The sequence below is a fragment of the Bacillus pretiosus genome (assembly GCF_052947655.1).
Genome location: NZ_CM129593.1, coordinates 2,295,913 through 2,316,202 on the forward strand (window position 1 = coordinate 2,295,913; position 20,290 = coordinate 2,316,202).

A 20,290-nucleotide genomic window follows, 5' to 3' on the forward strand; every position below is an offset into this window, starting at 1 on the left:
ATTTCTTTAGAAGTGCGTCTTTTTTTTATTTCTCTAACATTTCAAGAGGTACATCTTTTTCGCCTGCTACCTCAAATTTAATTTCTCCATCTTCTTCATAAATACGTGAAATAATCGGTATAGTAATCATTAATTTTTTATGCTGTTTTCGTTTTCGAGCAGCATCTAAGCTAATCACGTTCATTGTAAGCATCCTTTCTTCTAGAAATATATAAACAAAAGAAAATGCGTCCGGAAAGGGCGCTTAATTGAATTTGAAATACCGATTCATTTAATTGGGGTTTATATGATTTAACAACTGCAATTGAATTAAAAATAGTATGAATGGAATAATTGCACGTAGAAATTAACTTTACCAAAAAACGAAACAATATGCTATAAAAAAATTCAAATCTTTGTCATATAACGAGAAAAAGGATTTCGTTTCGCATATAATGAAAGTAGACGGGCAGCAAGAGCTTTTTCATCATATTGCTTGGAAAGGCGATGAAAAGAATGGATACGTTAGATTCATTATTATTTCAACTTGAACAATATGGAGAAGAGCATGATCGAAATAAAAAAACACGGGAAGAAAAATTACGGAATATTTCTCGTGAGATGGGGCAATTTTTATCAATTTTAGTAAAAGGATGTAGCGCAAAAAGCATTTTAGAAATTGGAACTTCTAATGGTTATTCTACATTGTGGTTAGCTAGCGCGGTAGAAGAAACAAATGGAAATGTAACAACTGTAGAGCTTTCTTCAGAACGAGTTGGAGAGGCACTAGTCAATTTTGAAAAGGCAAACCTTTTACAAAGGATTGATGTTCATAATCAAGAAGCAGGGGCATTTTTAGATGTGCAACTAGATCATTCATTTGATTTTATTTTCCTAGATTCAGAACGGACGCAATACATGTGGTGGCTTGAGCATATAAAACGCATTTTACAACCAAAGGGTTTTCTTGTTGTTGATAACGCAACCTCTCATGCAAGTGAGTTAGCCGAGTTTAGAAAAATGATTGAAGAAGATGAAATGTTTGAAACGGTCTTATTGACATTTCAAAATGGAGCATTTGTAGCGCTTAAGAAGAGTTAGGATTGAGCGTAATATAATTATCACATTGAAAAAGGGTGTATGTCAAAAGATTGAGTACAGTAGGATGGGAAGGACGTAATTTATATACGTAACATACGAAGAATCCGCCTTCAGCATGTTGTTCTCTAGGTCTTAAGTCTGAGGAAAATAATGTTGAGAACAGGTATACTTATACTAAGAAACAGGGAATGACTGCATAAACAGGCATTTCTAAAAAAATCGATTTCAAGCAGTTAGAATGTATATGAAATACGATATAATAGATGAAATATAGTGCATATAAATTCGCACATATAAATAAAGGAGCGATTTTGTTGACTGAACTCGAGAAAAAAGAACCTGTATCCATTGTGAAAGATAATAATGTAGAAGTAGTAGTAGATACAGTTATAAAAGATCAAGAATTAGAGGAACTGAATAAAGAAGCTGATCTTTATGTACAAAAATTAAATAGCGAGCAAAATACGGATTTATCAAAAGTATTGTCACAGCTAGGAGATTTAGGGGATAAAGAGCAACAAGCAGCAGGACAAACGTTATCAGCATTAAAACGTCCTGTAACAGCGATGATGAATGGAAAGAATGAAGAAATTCCAAATACATTGTTAGAATTACGCAAAGTGGTATCAGAGCTTGATCCGAATTCATTAAAAGCAAGTGGTATGAAGAAAATTATGTTTAAAGTATTCAAGAAAAATCCACTTGAAACATACGTGCATAAATATCAATCTATAGATAAACAAATTGAAGAGATTATAAGATCCCTTCTAATTGGTCGTGACAACTTACAAGAAGATACAGTGGGTCTTGAAATGCTTAAAGAACAATCGCATGATAAAATTCACGCTCTTGATAAACAAGTATACTTAGGCAGAAAACTCGCTGGTATGCTGGAAGCTGAGAAACAAAATCCAGAACGCCAAAGAGATATTCCATTAATTAACGATGCATTAGAAAAAATTCTAGTACGTACACGAAATATGCAGCAAGCGAAAAGTGTACTATTACAATCTATCGCATCTGTAGACATTATTAAGAAAAATAATGAAAAGTTAACAGAGGCAATTCGTAATGCAATTACGATGACGCAAAACGTTGTAACAGTTTCAGCTGCTATCCAGCTAGCGTTAACAAATCAGCGTAAAACAATTGATGCAGTGAATGCGACAAATGAAGCAATTGAATCAATGGTATTAAGTAACTCACAAGCATTAAAACAAAATACAGAAGAGACAACAAAACTTCTTGAAAATCCTGCTATTAGCATGGATAAATTACGTGAATCATTCCAAAATGTATTTGCTGCGATTGAAGCTTCTGAGAAATCATCAGAACGTATTATCGAGTCAAGTAAGAAGTTTGTAGTTGAATTAGACACATTTAATGATGAAATGAAACAAAAACTCATTCAGCGTCCAAGGAAATAACAGACTTTTAGAGGAGGTGAAAAAATGAGTTTCATTCAAACAGTATTAGTACTATTGGGTACATTGCTATTAATCGCATTTACTGTCGTTGTTTTAGTTGTATATTTCGGACGTAAACTGTATTTTTCATGGACGAAACCATATAAAAGAGCACATGATTCTTTAGATAAGTTATCGAATAAATCATTACCGTTTCTACAAGAATTTACACAACACCCACTCTTTTATCGCTGGATTCGTACGGAAGGAAAGAAAGAACAATATACATTAAACACTCTTTTTTGTGCATCGGGTCAACGTACGAGAGAGCAAGTATTCTCAATGTTACCGAAAGAAAAACAGAAAAAAGTACATGTAATGGCAAAAACAACGAAAAAACTTACAAATGAAGATATTGATGTAGCGGCGATGAAAGTAAAAGATTTTTTAAGACAAGAAACGCAGCAAACAGTAAAACCATCAGACCTTTCGTTTTATAAATTGTATTTTTATGATCGATATCCAGATGCATTAAATACAATTCAAACGTATAAACGCTCAATAAACCCTTCATTACAAAGAACGGTTGATGAAATTACAATTTCAGTATTAAATGCCTTGCCGTATTATCAGGAGCAACGTATGTTTGAACAACAACATAAACTTGAAACGTTCTTAATGAAAGATTTAACAGCGATGCTATCGTTAGTCGTACAATTACCACCTTCACAACGACCAGAAAAAGAAGAAGAATTAAAAATCTACTTGCAAAATTTCCAAAAAGAAATGGAAGTAGTCGAGCGAGATATTCGTGACTCGATTGATCACGATTTGAATGTGAAGATGAGAGCAGCGACTGAGAAGTTTAAAAATAAATAAATAAATGAAAAGCGCCTTAAAGCTATAGTTCTTAGCTTTTAAGGCGTTTTTTTATTAGTTGTTATTTTGCTTTAACGGTTGTATGACTAGAAGCAACACTTTCATTATGCAATCGATCAACTGCAGTTACTACATACGTGTAGGTTTCTCCAGAAATAGCTGTTTTATCTACATAAATCTCTCCAAGTTTTGTTTTTCTTACAGTAGTAAGTAAATGTTTTGGATTTTGTATATCCACTTCATTTTTTCCATTCACACGGTAAATGGCGTAATAAGCAGAGTCATTCTCTCTATTATCAATGATACCTACTGCAATACCTTCATCTCTTGGAATAGCACCTTTTAAAGTCGGTTGTTTTGGTGGATCATGATCAAGCCAAGGCATAGGCGGGATTAATGCAGGATGTTTATATATGTCGTTTGTGAGTCTATCTTTAATGCCTAGAGGATTGTTATTAATATCTTTTAAGCTGAAATGCATACTACCTTTTATCTCAGGGGATAACCGGTTTAATGTAATTTGTCTTGGATATTCTTCAGGATCAGACCAAGCGGGGACAGAATTATTATTAATTTTATAGGCTGCCTGACCGATGTATAGGTGAATCGGTTTATTATGTGTTTCTTTTACCCACCAATCTACTAATATGTCATATGCAGCTGGTGTGAAACCAATATTCCAATATATTTGCGGTGTAATGTAATCAATATAACCTTTTTGTATCCATTCACGTGTATCAGCATAAAGGTCATCATAGTTTCTTTGGCCTGCAGTTGTGTTAGAGCCAGTTGGATCGTCAGCTATATTTCGCCATACGCCGAACGGACTTATGCCAAACTTTACGTATGATTTTTCTTGTTTTATAGCAGTATTTAAATCTTTTACAAGTTCATTTACATTGTCACGTCGCCAATCCTCTATATTTGTAAATCTACCGTTATTATATGTTTCGTACGTTTTTTGATCGGGGAATTGTTCACCCGCTACTTTATATGGATAAAAATAATCATCCATATGTAGTGCATCAACATCGTAATTTTGTACAATTTCTAAAGCACCTTCTGTTATAAATTTTTTCACTTCTGGAATACCAGGGTTGTAATATAATTTCCCGCCATAAGGTACAACCCAATCCGGATGCTGTTTTGCAGGGTGATTATTCGTTAATCGATTTATATCAGTGTGATTCATCGTTATTCGATATGGATTAATCCATGCGTGGAATTCTATATTTCTTTTATGTGCTTCTTCAATCATAAATGCGAGTGGATCATATCCAGGGTCTTTTCCTTGTGTCCCCGTAATGTATTCAGACCAAGGACCGTAATTTGAAGGATAAAAAGCATCAGCAGTTGGTTTAATTTGTACAACAACTGCATTCATACCAGTGTTTTTTACATCGTCTAATAATCTAATAAATTCTTGCTTCTGATTTCCGATGGGTAAGCCAGTTTTTGAGGGCCAATCAATATTAAGAACAGATGCGATCCATACAGCACGTAATTCATGTTTTTTATACGTAGTATTTACTTCAGCATAAGTAGAGTGAGGAGAAATAAAAGAGAAAGGAATAAAAAAGATGACGATACAACATATCACTAATAAACGTTTCATGATTATTTATACGCCTCCCTATTATATGGTTAGCTAATATGATATCCGAGGTGAGGTTGTACTTACAATTGAGAAAAATAAATATTGAAACATTAATTTAATAGGAAAAATATTTTTACTGAAATTTACTTTCAATATAACTAAATTCTTTTACTTCTTCATATGCTTGTTAGTAAAGTGAAACTCCCTTTCATCCGAAGGGGATAATTTATAAGTATAGGAGGATTAATAAATGAAGGTTTTATTCGTTTGTTCTGGAGGGATGTCCAGTGCAATTGTTGTAAACGCTTTAAAAAAAGAGGCGGAGAAAAAAGGTGTAAACATGGAAGTCCATGCCATTGGAACAAGTGAGATAGAGGAAGAAGTAAAGAATGGCTGGGACGTTGTAATGGTTGCACCTCAAGTAAGACATAGATTTGACTCTGTTAAAAAATTCGCAGAAGAGGAATCTATCCCGTGCGGTATCATACCGCCACAAGCATACACGCCGCTTGGCGGACCGACTTTATTAAAAACTGTAAATGATTTAATTAGTTAGGGGGAAGCGTTATGAATAAATTTGTCACGTTTCTTGATAGAAACTTATCTGGACCGATGGCAAGGCTTTCTGAACAGAGGCATTTACAAGCAATCCGTGATGGAGTTATTTCAGCGTTACCATTTATTATTGTAGGAAGTTTCTTTTTAATCGTAGCATTTCCACCATTACCGAAAGATAGTTTCATATCTGTTTGGGCATTAAAAAATCAAACAAGTATATTAATACCATATCGTTTAACGATGTTTATTATGTCTTTATATATAGCATTTGGAATAGGATATAATTTAGCGAAAAGTTATAAGCTAGATGCTTTATCAGGAGCACAGCTTGCAGTATGTTCATTACTATTAACATTAACGCCTGAATTAATTGATAAAAAAGGGTTTATGCTTCCGATGACAAATCTCGGGGGTCATGGATTATTCGTGACAATGATTGTTTCTATTTTATCAGTTGAGATATTAAAATTTTGTAAGACGAAAAATGTAATGATTAAAATGCCAGAACAAGTACCGCCGTCTGTTTCACGTTCGTTTGAAGCACTTATACCTGCTGCATTCGTTATTATTTTAATGAGTTTAGTAACTGTCGTTTTTAGTATTGATTTACATCATGTAGTTGATAAATTAGCGGCACCGTTAGTAAAAGCTGGTGATAGTTACTTCGGTGTAATCATTCCAGTATTTTTAATTACATTTTTTTGGTCATTCGGAATCCATGGTGTGTCGGTTGTTGGAACTGTTGCCCGGCCATTATGGGAAGTATATTTAGGGAAAAATGGTGAAGCAGTTGCTAGTGGCGCAAATCAGTTACCATTCATTTCACCAGAACCATTATACCAATGGTTTATATGGATTGGTGGTTCGGGCGCAACGCTAGGACTTGTATTAGCCATGATCGTATTTGGTAGATCGAAATATTCGAAAGCATTATCGAGAAGTTGTATTGTACCTGGTATTTTTAATATTAATGAACCTGTTATTTTTGGATTGCCAATCGTACTAAACCCAATATTAATTATCCCATTTATCATTACACCACTAGTAACAGCAACTATTGCATACTCAGCAACTGCGATGGGGTTTGTTACACCAACACATATAATGCCTCCATGGACATTACCAGCTCCAATTGGTGCATATTTAGCAACAGGTGGGGATTGGAGAGCGATTGTACTCGTATTTATAAACATAACAATATCATTCCTTATTTATTTACCATTCTTTAAAATGTACGACAAAAACATGCTTGAAATTGAGAAAAATGGTGATGGGGAATCTGTTAATCCGTAAGTTTTATATTTTATTTTTGAGTGATAGGCATTTTGTCTATCACTTCTTTCACATGAAGTCCAGAGAGGGTGAAATGGAATGAATATAAAATTTAGTTATAAAGGTGTATTTTTATTATTATTTGGAGTGATATGTGCAAATTTACTTTTTGTACCTTTATTAAGAATGCTAGATTTATCACAAATGCATAGTATATGGCTCGTTACAAGCATTGCGGCAAGTATTTTGCTTACAGTAGTTGTTTCTTTCATTGATGGATCGTTCGCATCGAAAGCTCAGTTGTTTTATAGATTTATATTATTTTCGATCGGTTGTACGTTTGTAACTTACATGATTGTTTTTTAGTAAATAGGAGGTCATGCATATTATGTATATTGCAGGGATAATGTCCGGTACTTCGTTAGACGGAATAGATGTAGCACTCGTTCATATAGAAGGAAGCGGTGTAGATTCTAAAGTTGAACTCATCCATTTTACTACAGTTCAATTTTATAATGATATGAAAAATGAGATCCAGCAGGCGTTATCAATAGAAAATTCAAATGTACAACTCATATGCAGTTTAAATTTCAAACTCGGTTTATGCTTCGCAGGTGTTGTAAAGGAAGTTTGTAAAGAGGTCAATTTTCCTTTGAAACAATTAGATTTAATAGGTTCTCATGGACAAACGATTTATCATCAGCCAAAGCAAGATGGTAATATGATTCCTTCCACATTGCAAATTGGAGAACCAGCAGTTATAGCATATGAAACGAATACGACGGTTATTTCTAATTTTCGAACGATGGATATCGCAGCAGGGGGACAAGGTGCACCACTTGTACCATATTCGGAAATCATTTTGTATCGTCATCAAACTAAAAATAGACTACTACAAAATATTGGCGGGATCGGTAATGTTACCGTAATACCAAGTCACCTAAGTGATAAAAGCGTTATAGCTTTTGATACTGGTCCAGGTAATATGGTAATGGATGAAGTATGTCAAAGGCTATTTCAGTTGTCATATGATCAAAATGGTAAGATTGCAAAACAGGGAGTAGTTGTAGATGAAATTTTGACATATTGTATGAATCATCCATTTTTAAAAATGAATCCACCGAAATCAACTGGTAGAGAACAGTTTGGAGAAGAATTTGTAAGTGAGTTGTTGAAGCAGTATGAAAAGCATAGTAAAGAAAATATATTGACGACTGTCACGATGTTTACAGCAAGTTCAATCGTTCATCAGTATAAGGAGTTTATTCTGCCGTATTATGAAATCGATGAGGTGATTTTAGGCGGTGGTGGCAGTTATAATCGTACACTTGTTGAAATGATACGGTATGGATTGAAGGATGAAAAATGCGCCATATTCATTCAAGAAGATATAGGCTATTCTTCAGAGGCGAAAGAAGCAATCGCCTTTGCCATTTTAGCAAACGAAACGTATCATCGTAATCCGAGTAATGTGCCAAGTGCAACAGGTGCAAAGCAATCTGTTGTTTTAGGGAATATAACATTCCCTCCAATTTGAAGAGAATGAGGCGAACATATGAAATATATGATTGGAGTAGACGGCGGGGGAACAAAGACAGAAGCAATTGCATTTAATCAAGACGGAAGTGAACTTGAAAGGGCTACGAGTGGTTTTGGAAATATATTAATAGATTTTGAAGAAGCACTTTTTCATATAATGGAAGCGATTGATCAATGCCAGAGAGGGTTATTAAATGGGAATTGCGTTTGTATTTGTTTAGGATTAGCGGGTGTAAGTGGAGCAAATACGAATGAATTAACATTACGTCTAAAAAAGAAGTACGGAACACAAATTGAAGTTTTTAATGACGCAATGATTGCTCATGCAGCTGCTTTAAAAGGAAAGGATGGAATTTTAACAATTGGCGGTACAGGGGCGATTTGTTTAGGAAAGAAAGGAGAAGTGTACGAGTATAGCGGTGGATGGGGACATATTTTAGGAGATGAAGGAAGCGGATATTGGATTGCGTTACAAGGTTTAAAGAGAATGGCAAATCAATTTGATCAAGGAGTTCCACTTTGCCCATTAAGCTTAAGAATTCAAGAAGAGTTTCAACTTTTGACATCGTCTCATATAAAAAGACTAGTATATAGTTTTTCAAAAGATAAAGTTGCAGCAATCACACCATTCATTATTGAGGAAGCGAGAAATGGGAATGATGATGCACATGAAATTATGGTGCAAGCGGCTACGGAATTAACGAGAATTACGGTGAATATTTACAATAAGATGCAGTTTGATTTATCAACTTCAATTGCAGTAAGTGGCAGTATATTACGTTTCGTTCCTGAAATATATGCTGAATTTAAGAAATGCTGCGAGAAAAGTATGGGAGAAGTTATATTTGTATCACCATCAGAACTAGCAGTGAAAGGAACCTATTACTTAATGAAGAATTTATATTTTAATAAATAGCGGTATGAGAATTTTTGTATGATTTGTAAAAATATGATGTTAAAATGTATAAAGGGATGTAAAGTAAGAAAAGTACAATATACATAGTCATTGAATATTGTATAAGTACTCCCATGTAGAAAGTGAATGATTACATGATTAATAGTATACAATTTTTGTATTTGGTGGCTTCTTATTTATTGGGAAACATATTGACCGCTTATATAGTGACGAAATGGAAACATAATGTTGATATTCGGCAGGAAGGAAGCGGCAATCCTGGCGCAAGAAATATGGGGCGCGTATATGGAAAAGGTTATTTCGTCGCTACATTTTTAGGTGATGCGATCAAAGGGGCAATCGTAGTTTCTATTGCAAAATACCTTTTTGAAGATTCTACATTTGTAATGTTAGCTTTACTGGCTGTTTTACTTGGACATATTTACCCGATTGTATTTAAAGGCAAGGGTGGAAAAGGGATTTCAACATTTATTGGAGGATTAATTGCATTTGATTATTTGATAGCGCTTACCCTTGTTGCTGTTTTCATTATATTTTATTTAATCTTTAAAGGATTTACTAAGCCAGGACTAATTACAATCGCTTGTTTACCAGTGTGCATGATTTTGTATTCTTACTCTATTGTTACGACTATTTTAAGTGCACTTATCATTGTACTTATTTTATATGTAAATCGAGAATGAAATGAACTTTTTATAAGTGGAGTTAATCTCCACTTATAATTTTTATTAAATACATAAAGGAGAGAAGGCATGGGGTTAATTTATAAAGTTGCTGATCAAGCTTTGGAATTTGAAAGTATACATAAGTTGAATTATAAAACATTTGTAGAAGAAATTCCGCAACATGAAGAAACGAAAGAGCGTGTTCGTATAGATCGTTTCCATGAAGAAAATACATATTTAATTTGTTTAGATGACGATAAGTTAGTAGGTATGGTTACTTTGCGAGGAAAACGACCATTCTCGTTAGACAATAAAATTCCAAATCTAGATTATTATTTGCAAGAACATGGAGAAAACGTATATGAAATTCGTTTACTTTCAGTAGAACGTGAATATAGAAATGGAAGAGCGTTGTTAGGTTTAATTCGCTTTTTACATCGTTATTTGCTTCTAAATGGATATGAATTGGCACTCATTTCTGCTACAACACGTGAACTACCTTTATATGAGCAAATGGGATTCAAATCTTTCCATACGTTAGTTGGTACAGAAGAAGCAGCCTTCCAACCAATGTATGTTACCCCTGCTATGTTTGAAGCATCGAGTGTTGGGGGAATTATGACGAAAGAATATACGTTTTTACCTGGTCCAGTAGATATTGAAGAAAATGTTCGAAAGGCATTTTCTACTAAGCCTATTTCGCATCGTTCTAAGTTATTTCAAGTGACGATGGACAATGTGAAAAACGGTTACTTCACATGACAAAAGCAAAGCATGTACAACTTATGTTAGGAACAGGGACGTTAGCAAATGATGCCATTGCTTTACAGTTACGTTCTTTAAAAGGGAAAGGACTAGTATTAACAAATGGGGAATTTGGTAATAGATTAGTTGGACATGCATCACGCGCGCAATTACATTTTGATATGTATAAAAAAGAAATGGGAGAACCGTTTATTTATACCGAATTAGAAAAAATAATGGGAACTGGAAATTATGAATGGCTTTGGTTTGTTCACCATGAAACATCAACTGGAATGTTAAATGATTTAGACAAGCTAAATGTTTTAAGTAAAAAGTATAATGTGAAGCTATGTGTAGATTGTATCAGTTCGATTGGAGCAATACCGATAGACTTGAAGGATGTATATTTTGCAAGCGGTGTTAGCGGAAAGGCAATTAAATCGTTTACTGGATTATCTTTCGTTTTTTATAATCATAATGTGAAAGTAAACGAGACATTACCGGCCTATATGGACGTTGGTATGTACGAAGAAAATGAAAGTATTCCATATTCTCATTCATGGAATTTAATTTATGCACTGCAAGAAGCATTAAAGAGATTTGAAGATGCAAAAGCATTTGAAAAAATAAACGAGACGTATGCATATATTGAACAAGCTATTACTAATATGGGTTTAAATCTTGTTTCACCTAAAGAACATGCCGCGCCAATTATAGTTACCATTCAATTAAATGAAAATCAGTCTTCTAAGGTGATTGGCGATGCGTTAGCGTTACAAGGATACATTGTTCATTATGAGTCATCTTATTTACAAAAGAATAATTGGATCCAAATTGCATGCCTGAATCATTACAAAGAACGTGATATGAAGAGGATGTTGAATTGTTTACAACTGTGTGTATTACAGAGTGAGGTACATATATAAAGACTTTTTCTTAATATAGTTGGTTTCGTATAAAGGAGTTGCTACATACGAAAACTTAGGAATAGATCATTGGAAGAGGTGTTAGTATGATAACTAAAAAACTACCGTTACATATAGATGATATTAAAAAAGCTCAAAACATTTTAGACAGAAATGCTCGTAAAACGCCTTTAGTAAAATCATTTTATTTGACTAGTAAAACAGGTGGAGAAATTCACTTGAAATTAGAAAATATGCAATTAACGGGTTCTTTTAAATTTCGAGGTGCATTTAATAAAATGTCACAGCTAACAGATCAGGAAAAAGAGAGAGGAGTAATTGCTTGTTCCGCTGGTAATCATGCACAAGGAATTGCTTTATCAGCTCATTTACTTGGTATTAAGAGTAAAATTGTGATGCCAATTTCTGCACCTCAGGCGAAAGTTGAAGCAACTAGAGGCTATGGATCAGAAGTGATTTTATATGGTGAAACTTTTGATGATGCGAAGGCAAAATGTGAGGAGATTATTAAGAAAACAGGTGAAACATACTTACATCCATATGACGATATAGAAGTAATGGCTGGTCAAGGTACAATTGGTTTGGACATTCTTGATGATATGTGGGATGTTGATACTGTCATTGTACCAATTGGCGGAGGTGGAATTATTTCTGGAATTGCTGTTGCATTAAAATCTTTTAATCCATCCATTAATATAATTGGTGTCCAAGCAGATAATGTTCATGGGATGAAAGCATCTTATGACAAAGGTACGATTGTAGAACATTATGAGGCACCTACTATAGCAGATGGTTGCGCAGTTAAAATACCAGGCGATTTAACTTTTGAAGTAGTAAAAGAATTAGTAGATGATATTGTAACTGTATCAGAAGGTGAATTAGAAGTAGCGATGAAAGACTTATTACAACGTGGTAAAGCTGTTGTAGAAGGGGCTGGCGCATTAGCTACTGCTGCTCTACTTGCAGGGAAAGTGGATCCATATATTAAAGGGAAAAAGGTAGTCGCGGTTATATCTGGTGGAAACGTAGACTTGCAGCGCATTTCCAGTGTTTGTGAGCAATTTTTTGTAGCTAATGAAGTGAAATAATCTTTAAAAAACATAAATTTTATGAAAGAAGAGCTAAGAAAACTAGTCTTAGCTCTTACTTTTTGTCTAATGTGTAGTACAAGTTTTAATACACATGCCTTATTTTCCGTAAAGTGAATTATTTTATTTAAGCGTCTATTTTCATTGATAACTCAAATAATTATATCAATATTGTCGAAACGGAAACAGAAATTTAATATAATGGTCTTAACGTATGAATGAGCGGTTAGGAGGATAGACCATGAATAAGGAAGAACAGGTCATGAACGGTTTCAGGGAATTATATAATAAGATGGTTTGGCTTAATAAGGATAAGATGGAAGAAGGTCTTAAAGGTTTTAAGTCTTCTGAAGTACATTGCATTGAATATATTGAAAACAATGCAGATTCTAACGTGACACAACTTGCAGAGGCTTTTTATGTGACTCGCGGTGCAATAAGTAGAATGACTAAGAAGCTCATAAAAAAAGGCCTTATCGAAAGTTACCAGAAATCAGAGAATAAAAAAGAAATCTATTTTAGGCTTACTGAACAAGGGAAAGAAATATATAAAATTCACGAAGAGTTGCACAAGGAGTTTCAAGAGCGGGATAAAGCTGTATTTGAGCAAGTAACCGAGTCAGAATTCGACAGTATAATTAGCTTCGTGGAAAAGTATAGTAGGCATTTGGATGCAGAAATAAAGAAACAAGGTATACATATTAAGTCGTAATAAAGTTGAAGCATTCGGGCATTAACGGGTAGTTAATCCCGAAAACGAACTTAATTGCTCGTTAATCCGGGATACATTCAAATAATAAAAAGGTAGCCTGCTCACAGTAAGGCTACCTTTTTATTATTGTATTTTTGTTGACTAATCAACAAAATGGAGTTATTATTTTGTTGACAAAGCAACAAAATATTTTAAGAGGAGAAGTTAAATGTCTATATTTAGATCACAAAATGAAAGTGAAACTGAAAAAAATATTGATAAACATGCTTTAATATTCGGCCTTATTTCTGTATTTCTTTGTGGAATAGGTTTCAGTATCATACTGCCTGTTGTTCCATTCTTATTGCAGCCTTATATAAGTAGTACAGAAGAACAAGCTCTAGTTGTTACCCTACTGACCTCTGTTTATGCGGTTTGCGTATTTTTCGCTGCTCCTGCACTCGGAGCTTTAAGCGATAAATATGGCCGTCGTCCATTACTTTTAATATGCCTTTTCGGTTCTGCAATTGGGTACTTAGTTTTTGGTGTAGGAGGTGCTTTATGGGTACTATTTGCTGGACGCATAATTGAAGGTATAACAGGCGGGAGTATAAGTACAATTTTTGCATATTTTGCAGATATCATTCCTCCAGAACAGAGAACGAAGTATTTTGGGTGGGTGAGTGCAGTGGTAGGTGCAGGAACCATTATCGGACCAACTCTTGGGGGATTGCTTGCAAATTTTGGTCATTCTGTACCTTTATATTTCGGAGCGTTCATAACTTTATTAAATGTCTTATATGGGATGAAATATATGCCTGAGAGTCTTGACAAAAATAATAGGTTAAAAGAAATTACTTTTGTAAGGTTAAATCCTTTTGCTCAGCTGGCAAACATACTTTCCATGAAAAACTTAAAATGGTTACTTGTCTCAGCGTTTTTACTTTGGATACCTAACGGATCTTTACAAGCAATTTTTACACAATTTACGATGGATACTTTTAGCTGGAAACCTGCACTAATCGGACTTATGTTTTCAATTATGGGATTTCAAGATATCATTTCACAAGCTTTTATAATGCCAAAGCTATTAATCAAGCTTACTGATAAACAAATAGCTATACTTGGAATGGTTTCGGAAATTATTGGCTATAGTTTTATTGCAGCATCTGCTTTATTTTCCCTATTTCCTCTTCTAATCGTTGGGATGTTACTGTTTGGTTTTGGTGACTCAATTTTCGGGCCTTCATTCACTGGGATGCTTTCAAAGTCTGTCGATTCTAGTGAACAAGGAAGGATTCAAGGCGGTAGCCAATCTATTCAAGCTTTGGCAAGAATGATTGGTCCAATTATTGGAGGGCAAATCTATGTATCACTTGGTCATGCTGCACCTGCTTTTATGGGGATGATTCTTATAGTAGTGGCAATAGCAGTTTTGTATAGGGGGACGCATGTAACTGTATAAACTACATGCACTAATATGGTCTTTCTTTATATAAGGATGTCTCTAGGGGAATCTTTCCTGAATGAATTGAATAACAGATAAATATAAGAACAAATAATAGGGTGTCAGAACTTAGGAACAAGTACTGGCCCCTATTTGTTTACGGCTTGAGAGCTACGAGAAATTAAGAATTTATTCTGTAATGCTCTCATGATGAAGGTTAAATAGAACTATCAATAATTAAAGTTAGCTTTTTTGAAAGTAAAAAGCTAGGTAAATGACTAGATAGTTTCATTATGCTCGTGCTGAAGTAAATAATGACTCCATTTTTACTTTGCTCTTCTCTCGAATTTCAGCGTCCGCATGGCGCATTACAAATTTATGCGCTATAGCAATTGCTAAAACATCATCTAATAAACCAATCCCAATAATAGCAGCTATATCTGGAATGAAGTCGATTGTTAATACGTAATAGGATAAAGCGGCTAATATTATGAATTTTGCTTTAGTAGGTAACCCTTTTTTTCTCATTGTGTAGTATAAAATAATGCTTTCATATACGCTTGATTTCCCAAGGTTTGCTGAGCTTTTTTTGAATTTTTTCCAAAGTGTCTGTTTCTCCATATAAACACTCCTTTTACAAAAACATAGACTTTTTAAAAGGATAGACAAAAAAGTGAAGAAGTAATCAATTTTATTATTTATCTTATTGTATATTTCCATAAAAATAAGGAATTACCTGTTCAAAATAATAGAATGTTTGTTATGTAACGACTCATAGTGTTTCGTTACATAAGTATGTACAGTAAAATGTATGTGGATGATTTATTAGCAAACATCTAATAAAGGGTATGGGGGAAAAAAGGTGAAGATAATAGAACTACCAATTGAATTTGAATTTAATGGGGCAAAACAATGTATATATCCGAGCTTACTTATATTAAACAAGGGATTAACTTTAGTAGATACAGGTTATATAAACTTTTTACCTTTAATTGAAGATGCAATTGTAAAACATGGGTATGAGATGAAAAACTTAAAAAATATAATTATTACTCATTATGATGACGATCATATAGGATCTTTATATGATTTCAAAGTGAAATATCCTCACATTAATATTATTGCTAGTGAAATAGAATCTAACTACATTAGTGGTGAAATAAAATCGGAGAGACTAGTTCAAGCTGAAGAAATGTTAGAACATATGCCAATTGAAGAGAAAGAATTTGGTAAATGGTTTATACAGCAATTAAAAAATATAAGACATATTTGCGTCGATGAAAAAGTAAGTGATGGTCAAATGATTTTAAATGATGAATGTCAAATAGTAGCGACGCCAGGACATACTTCGGGGCATATTTCATTATATTTTCCGGACTTAGAGTGTGTAATCACAGGGGATGCGGCAGTTCAAGATAATTGTGAATTAGTAATAGCTAATCCGAATTTTTGTTTAAATATAGAAAAAGCGGAAGAATCTTTAAAGAGAATAAAAAACCTTAAAGCAGCAACGTATTATTGTTATCATGGAGGAAAGCTTACTGTATAAAATAATAAAAAACCGATCTTTCCTATATCGAAAAGATCGGTTTTTTTAATTCATAGATTCTGCAATTTGAATTAAATCCTTTACGTTATATTTTCCTTTTATATAGCGTTTGTTACCAATTGCAATTGTATATTGAAAACCATTCTGCTGAAAGATAAGCTCATATGCTGAATCAAAATGAGGATTATATAATGCTTTTATATTATTTTTTAAGCTGTAGAACTTAGCTCCCCTAAGTGAATAGAAGTATAATTTGTTTTGAACTGGTGAAACAGTGATTTTAAAAATCCCATTAATATCTTCATTGTAGTATTGGAGGTTTAAGTAATCGTTATAGATGTACCCTTGAAATTCGTGAATTTCGAACGGGAATTTTGTAGGAGTAAGTATATGTTCCTTACACTTGATTTCATATTCTTTTACAATAGTAGCTTCTTTCATAAGAGGATTCGTTCCATCATAAATTTGATTAATTTGAGATATTTTATTGTTTTTTGTTACAATTTCTAAAATGTAACCGAGAGTAAATCCATCATCAGTGTCTTTGAAATAAGAAATAAGAATTGTAGTATCTTCTTTTGGAGACGGTACTATTTTAATTTCATGAATATGTTTATTTGTTTGGAAAGTAGGTAGTTCAATCCCTTCTGTTACATATGACCGCATTAATTTTTTATCATTTTTGAGTAAAGCTTGTTTGAATTCACTTATTACATCTGTTTGAGATTTCGCCATTATAATTGTGGTGGATTGAAAATATAGTAAGAAAAATAAGCAAAAAATTTTTTATGAATGTAGTAGTTAATTTTATTATCATATAACTATCTTTCCATAAATTTGAAATGTATATGTATAGGAGGAGAGAATATGAGTTTATTGCTTGATTTAATAACGGATATAATTTTATTTTACCCTCGAAATGACATGAAATTAAAGCATCATATTGCTAAATTAAGTGAATTTGAGTGGTTTCGAAATCTACATGAAGATCCGAAGTATACAAGATTAATTTGGAGTAATAGAAAAATTAAAAAGTTCATTTTGTCTACTACTAACATGGAAGCATTAATAAAATCAGAGAAAAAACAAAAAGAATTTGTCCAACTAGTACACGATGAATATAAAAAAAGAAGATAAGAATTTTTTTATTTTTCATATTTGGCGAAACAAATGGTACAATGAAAGCTAATGTGAAAAATAAGGAAAAGAAGTGGTCTATTTGAAAAACTTTTTAGAATTAGGAATTAGTGAAACTTTTAATCATACATTACGTGAAAATGGAATTACAGAAGCAACACCAATTCAAGAGCAGGCAATTCCAGTTATTATGTCAGGTAAAGATATTATTGGGCAGGCGAAAACAGGAACAGGTAAAACGTTAGCATTCGTGTTACCGATTTTAGAAAAAATCGATCCAGAGTCTAGTGATGTTCAAGCTTTAATTGTTGCACCAACAAGGGAACTAGCACTGCAAATTACAACTGAAATTAAAAAAATGCTTGTTCAAAGAGAAGATATTAATGTACTAGCGATTTATGGCGGGCAAGATGTAGCACAACAATTGAGAAAATTAAAAGGCAATACACATATTGTTGTTGCGACACCAGGACGATTATTAGATCATATACGTCGTGAAACAATTGATTTAAGTAATCTTTCAACAATTGTACTAGATGAAGCGGATCAAATGCTTTATTTCGGTTTCTTATACGATATTGAAGATATTTTAGATGAGACACCTGATAGTAAACAAACGATGTTATTCTCAGCAACGATGCCAAAAGATATTAAAAAATTGGCGAAACGTTATATGGATGAGCCGCAAATGATTCAAGTACAAAGTGAAGAAGTAACGGTAAATACAATTGAGCAGCGTGTCATTGAGACGACAGATCGTGCAAAGCCAGATGCACTTCGTTTTGTTATGGATCGTGATCAGCCATTTTTAGCTGTTATTTTCTGTCGTACAAAGGTTAGAGCAAGTAAGCTTTATGATAATTTAAAAGGACTAGGTTATAATTGTGCTGAACTTCATGGTGATATACCTCAAGCGAAACGTGAAAGAGTCATGAAGAGTTTCCGCGAAGCTAAAATTCAGTACTTAATTGCGACTGATGTAGCAGCTCGTGGACTTGATGTAGATGGTGTAACGCACGTATTTAACTTTGATATTCCTGAAGATGTGGAAAGTTATATTCACCGCATTGGCCGAACAGGACGTGCAGGTGGATCAGGTCTTGCAATTACGTTCGTTGCAGCGAAAGATGAAAAACATTTAGAAGAAATTGAAAAAACGCTTGGTGCACCAATACAAAGAGAAATAATCGAACAACCAAAGATAAAACGTGTAGATGAAAATGGAAAACCGGTACCAAAGCCGGCTCCGAAGAAATCAGGTCAAAATCGTCAAAGAGATAGCCGTGAAGGTTCAAGACGTGATTCGAGAAATAGCTCAAGAAGTGATTCAAGAAATAGTTCGAGAAATGAAAATAATCGATCATTTAATAAGCCAAGTAATAAAAAAGGTAGTACAAAACAAGGTCAGCAAAGACTTGGCCGTTAAATGTTTATAATTGTAAAAGAGTCGCAAAATATTGCGGCTCTTTTTTTGTTTGTATACAACAAGGATGATGGCAAGAAAAAAACAAAAATTTCATTCACCGTATTTAAAAGTGATAAAGGAAATTTTATAGTCCAAGACCAGTAGAGCAAGGGGATTACTACCATGTGGCAATTCAAGAACAAGTGCAACTTACATATGAACAATATTTAATCGAAAAAAATCGAGAGAAAGCAATTCGTACTAGCTCCCCTGATGATGATACGGATTATGAAAAAATCAATTGGTATAACGATATGAAAACATCTTTTGCAAACAAAGAATTGGACGATGGGGTGAAAGAAATTCGTAACACATCCAAATGGTACGGGAATGTTATGCTGCAGCAAAAAGAGAACGGAACTTATTATGTCTACTATTTAGGTAGAACACTTTTGTTGAAAGAAAAGGTATTGAAGCGAGCGAATATTTTTATTATACATTCCGCAATTATTGAAATGGAACAAGAGAAGTTTATGAAGGATTTAACTCATATTGGTAGATGGAAAAAATAAGGGCGGGCGAAGATTGAGCTTTCTTATTTACAAATTTTAAATTAACAACCATTTTCGAACATTGGCCGAACGAGAAAATTATTGTTGCTGAAATGGAAAGTAAAGCAAGTTATCTGTATTGGCAGCAAGTTCAGAACAAAAATGTATAACAATGTTGATAGCGGAATTTATGAAGTTTGTAAAGTGCGAGAATGAAGATGTTTTTGACATCAAGCGTATGTACAGAGCAGGGTTTCAAGAAAATGTAAAATTATCGTAACCTCCATTTCGCCTACACGGGTATGCGAGCAAATGTAGCTGACATGTGGGGTACGATCATCGGGAACTGGAAAACTCATTTGTTCGTTTTGTTCGATGGAGAAATTACTTATTACGATGATAAGGGTAATGTGGTTCGAAGCTACCAGAAGGGGAATTATGCGGTATAAGAAAAAAGGACTAGCAGTCGTATCTGCTGTCCTTTAATAGGAGAAAAATTATTCTGGATTAGAACTACGAATAACCAGAAAACGCGCTTTAAATCAGTGTTGTCAAAGATGTAATAATCTATGCAACAAAAAGCTTAGTCGGAATTCAAAACACCAAAATGGCTTGCATTGGTAACAGGCTCAAAACTAGTATATGTAAAATGAAAAATCTTATACAAAAAGCAGACAACAATTTTGGTTGTCTGCCAATGTGTTCAATGAGTTAGCTAATTGTGATAATTTGCATCCCCATTATGAGAAGAGTGAAGCTGCTAGTTCAAACAGCTTGTTGGTATTATTATCGATTTCATAAAAAATATACAGAGAAAGCAGATAAGTGAAGAACCTACCT

19 protein-coding genes and 2 pseudogenes are annotated in these 20,290 nt (G+C 33.7%); 17 read left to right on the plus strand and 4 right to left on the minus strand.

The window, feature by feature from the left end; translation table 11 throughout:
* Positions 1 to 25: 25 nt before the first annotated feature.
* Positions 26 to 184: a hypothetical protein gene (locus tag ACU8YW_RS11825; protein WP_001100983.1), complete on the minus strand. Its 159-nt coding sequence runs from the start codon at positions 182 to 184 to the stop codon at positions 26 to 28.
* 302 nt (positions 185 to 486) lie between these two features.
* On the opposite strand from ACU8YW_RS11825, the gene ACU8YW_RS11830 reads away from it, so the two are divergent.
* The 3 genes from ACU8YW_RS11830 to ACU8YW_RS11840 all read left to right on the plus strand — a co-directional run bounded on the left by ACU8YW_RS11830 (position 487) and on the right by ACU8YW_RS11840 (position 3,365).
* The gene (locus ACU8YW_RS11830) at positions 487 to 1,080 is read left to right on the plus strand and encodes an O-methyltransferase (RefSeq protein WP_088063428.1); all 594 of its coding nucleotides are present in this window, start codon (positions 487 to 489) and stop codon (positions 1,078 to 1,080) included.
* 314 nt (positions 1,081 to 1,394) lie between these two features.
* A complete protein-coding gene (locus ACU8YW_RS11835; protein WP_000137411.1) occupies positions 1,395 to 2,507 on the plus strand; it encodes a toxic anion resistance protein in 1,113 nt (370 codons plus the stop codon).
* A gap of 24 nt (positions 2,508 to 2,531) precedes the next feature.
* Positions 2,532 to 3,365, plus strand: coding sequence for a DUF3974 domain-containing protein (locus ACU8YW_RS11840; protein WP_000008384.1), 834 nt, complete (start codon positions 2,532 to 2,534; stop codon positions 3,363 to 3,365).
* 61 nt (positions 3,366 to 3,426) lie between these two features.
* On the opposite strand, the gene ACU8YW_RS11845 is transcribed toward ACU8YW_RS11840, so the two are convergent.
* Positions 3,427 to 4,986, minus strand: a complete 1,560-nt coding sequence (locus ACU8YW_RS11845) for a glycoside hydrolase family 10-like protein (protein ID WP_088063359.1) — start codon at positions 4,984 to 4,986, stop codon at positions 3,427 to 3,429.
* A gap of 226 nt (positions 4,987 to 5,212) precedes the next feature.
* On the opposite strand from ACU8YW_RS11845, the gene ACU8YW_RS11850 reads away from it, so the two are divergent.
* The 10 genes and pseudogenes from ACU8YW_RS11850 (at position 5,213) to ACU8YW_RS11895 (ending at position 14,826) form a co-directional block, all read left to right on the plus strand.
* Positions 5,213 to 5,518: a PTS sugar transporter subunit IIB gene (locus tag ACU8YW_RS11850; RefSeq protein ID WP_000865895.1), complete on the plus strand. Its 306-nt coding sequence runs from the start codon at positions 5,213 to 5,215 to the stop codon at positions 5,516 to 5,518.
* Positions 5,519 to 5,529: 11 nt separating this feature from the next.
* Entirely contained in the window at positions 5,530 to 6,813 is a 1,284-nt protein-coding gene (locus ACU8YW_RS11855; protein WP_426934581.1) for a PTS sugar transporter subunit IIC, read from the plus strand.
* A gap of 78 nt (positions 6,814 to 6,891) precedes the next feature.
* Positions 6,892 to 7,158: a hypothetical protein gene (locus tag ACU8YW_RS11860; protein ID WP_060488784.1), complete on the plus strand. Its 267-nt coding sequence runs from the start codon at positions 6,892 to 6,894 to the stop codon at positions 7,156 to 7,158.
* 22 nt (positions 7,159 to 7,180) lie between these two features.
* Positions 7,181 to 8,329: an anhydro-N-acetylmuramic acid kinase AnmK gene (gene anmK, locus ACU8YW_RS11865; RefSeq protein WP_088063360.1), complete on the plus strand. Its 1,149-nt coding sequence runs from the start codon at positions 7,181 to 7,183 to the stop codon at positions 8,327 to 8,329.
* An 18-nt stretch (positions 8,330 to 8,347) separates the two neighbouring features.
* Positions 8,348 to 9,247, plus strand: coding sequence for a BadF/BadG/BcrA/BcrD ATPase family protein (locus tag ACU8YW_RS11870; protein ID WP_060488788.1), 900 nt, complete (start codon positions 8,348 to 8,350; stop codon positions 9,245 to 9,247).
* A 134-nt stretch (positions 9,248 to 9,381) separates the two neighbouring features.
* A complete protein-coding gene (gene plsY, locus ACU8YW_RS11875) occupies positions 9,382 to 9,930 on the plus strand; it encodes a glycerol-3-phosphate 1-O-acyltransferase PlsY (RefSeq protein WP_088063361.1) in 549 nt (182 codons plus the stop codon).
* A 69-nt stretch (positions 9,931 to 9,999) separates the two neighbouring features.
* Positions 10,000 to 11,582: pseudogene (locus ACU8YW_RS11880) on the plus strand (aminotransferase class V-fold PLP-dependent enzyme).
* A gap of 86 nt (positions 11,583 to 11,668) precedes the next feature.
* Positions 11,669 to 12,670, plus strand: coding sequence for a bifunctional threonine ammonia-lyase/L-serine ammonia-lyase TdcB (gene tdcB, locus ACU8YW_RS11885; protein WP_088063363.1), 1,002 nt, complete (start codon positions 11,669 to 11,671; stop codon positions 12,668 to 12,670).
* Positions 12,671 to 12,911: 241 nt separating this feature from the next.
* Positions 12,912 to 13,382: a MarR family transcriptional regulator gene (locus tag ACU8YW_RS11890; RefSeq protein WP_088063364.1), complete on the plus strand. Its 471-nt coding sequence runs from the start codon at positions 12,912 to 12,914 to the stop codon at positions 13,380 to 13,382.
* A 208-nt stretch (positions 13,383 to 13,590) separates the two neighbouring features.
* Entirely contained in the window at positions 13,591 to 14,826 is a 1,236-nt protein-coding gene (locus ACU8YW_RS11895) for an MFS transporter (protein WP_426934580.1), read from the plus strand.
* 273 nt (positions 14,827 to 15,099) lie between these two features.
* Here the strand turns inward: ACU8YW_RS11895 and ACU8YW_RS11900 are convergent, their stop codons facing one another.
* The gene (locus ACU8YW_RS11900) at positions 15,100 to 15,429 is read right to left on the minus strand and encodes a YkvA family protein (protein WP_088063366.1); all 330 of its coding nucleotides are present in this window, start codon (positions 15,427 to 15,429) and stop codon (positions 15,100 to 15,102) included.
* A 241-nt stretch (positions 15,430 to 15,670) separates the two neighbouring features.
* Here ACU8YW_RS11900 and ACU8YW_RS11905 point away from each other — a divergent pair, with 241 nt between their 5' ends.
* Positions 15,671 to 16,357: an MBL fold metallo-hydrolase gene (locus ACU8YW_RS11905; RefSeq protein WP_097906631.1), complete on the plus strand. Its 687-nt coding sequence runs from the start codon at positions 15,671 to 15,673 to the stop codon at positions 16,355 to 16,357.
* Between the two features lie 45 nt (positions 16,358 to 16,402).
* Here ACU8YW_RS11905 and ACU8YW_RS11910 read toward each other — a convergent pair.
* Positions 16,403 to 17,174 (minus strand): annotated as a pseudogene (locus ACU8YW_RS11910) (hypothetical protein).
* 50 nt (positions 17,175 to 17,224) lie between these two features.
* On the opposite strand from ACU8YW_RS11910, the gene ACU8YW_RS11915 reads away from it, so the two are divergent.
* The 3 genes from ACU8YW_RS11915 to ACU8YW_RS11925 all read left to right on the plus strand — a co-directional run bounded on the left by ACU8YW_RS11915 (position 17,225) and on the right by ACU8YW_RS11925 (position 19,471).
* Positions 17,225 to 17,494, plus strand: coding sequence for a hypothetical protein (locus tag ACU8YW_RS11915; protein ID WP_088063369.1), 270 nt, complete (start codon positions 17,225 to 17,227; stop codon positions 17,492 to 17,494).
* A 73-nt stretch (positions 17,495 to 17,567) separates the two neighbouring features.
* Complete coding sequence (locus ACU8YW_RS11920) at positions 17,568 to 18,920, plus strand: DEAD/DEAH box helicase (RefSeq protein ID WP_088063370.1); 1,353 nt, start codon at positions 17,568 to 17,570, stop codon at positions 18,918 to 18,920.
* Between the two features lie 164 nt (positions 18,921 to 19,084).
* A complete protein-coding gene (locus tag ACU8YW_RS11925; protein WP_176551468.1) occupies positions 19,085 to 19,471 on the plus strand; it encodes a hypothetical protein in 387 nt (128 codons plus the stop codon).
* Positions 19,472 to 20,290 lie beyond the last annotated feature (819 nt).

Bases quoted from the DNA above. Each gene is read 5' to 3' on its own strand.
- ACU8YW_RS11825 (WP_001100983.1), bottom strand. From the start codon at position 184: ATGAACGTGATTAGCTTAGATGCTGCTCGAAAACGAAAACAGCATAAA.
- ACU8YW_RS11830 (WP_088063428.1), top strand. From the start codon at position 487: ATGAAAAGAATGGATACGTTAGATTCATTATTATTTCAACTTGAACAA.
- ACU8YW_RS11840 (WP_000008384.1), top strand. From the start codon at position 2,532: ATGAGTTTCATTCAAACAGTATTAGTACTATTGGGTACATTGCTATTA.
- ACU8YW_RS11850 (WP_000865895.1), top strand. From the start codon at position 5,213: ATGAAGGTTTTATTCGTTTGTTCTGGAGGGATGTCCAGTGCAATTGTT.
- ACU8YW_RS11855 (WP_426934581.1), top strand. From the start codon at position 5,530: ATGAATAAATTTGTCACGTTTCTTGATAGAAACTTATCTGGACCGATG.
- ACU8YW_RS11860 (WP_060488784.1), top strand. From the start codon at position 6,892: ATGAATATAAAATTTAGTTATAAAGGTGTATTTTTATTATTATTTGGA.
- anmK (WP_088063360.1), top strand. From the start codon at position 7,181: ATGTATATTGCAGGGATAATGTCCGGTACTTCGTTAGACGGAATAGAT.
- ACU8YW_RS11870 (WP_060488788.1), top strand. From the start codon at position 8,348: ATGAAATATATGATTGGAGTAGACGGCGGGGGAACAAAGACAGAAGCA.
- plsY (WP_088063361.1), top strand. From the start codon at position 9,382: ATGATTAATAGTATACAATTTTTGTATTTGGTGGCTTCTTATTTATTG.
- tdcB (WP_088063363.1), top strand. From the start codon at position 11,669: ATGATAACTAAAAAACTACCGTTACATATAGATGATATTAAAAAAGCT.
- ACU8YW_RS11890 (WP_088063364.1), top strand. From the start codon at position 12,912: ATGAATAAGGAAGAACAGGTCATGAACGGTTTCAGGGAATTATATAAT.
- ACU8YW_RS11895 (WP_426934580.1), top strand. From the start codon at position 13,591: ATGTCTATATTTAGATCACAAAATGAAAGTGAAACTGAAAAAAATATT.
- ACU8YW_RS11900 (WP_088063366.1), bottom strand. From the start codon at position 15,429: ATGGAGAAACAGACACTTTGGAAAAAATTCAAAAAAAGCTCAGCAAAC.
- ACU8YW_RS11915 (WP_088063369.1), top strand. From the start codon at position 17,225: ATGAGTTTATTGCTTGATTTAATAACGGATATAATTTTATTTTACCCT.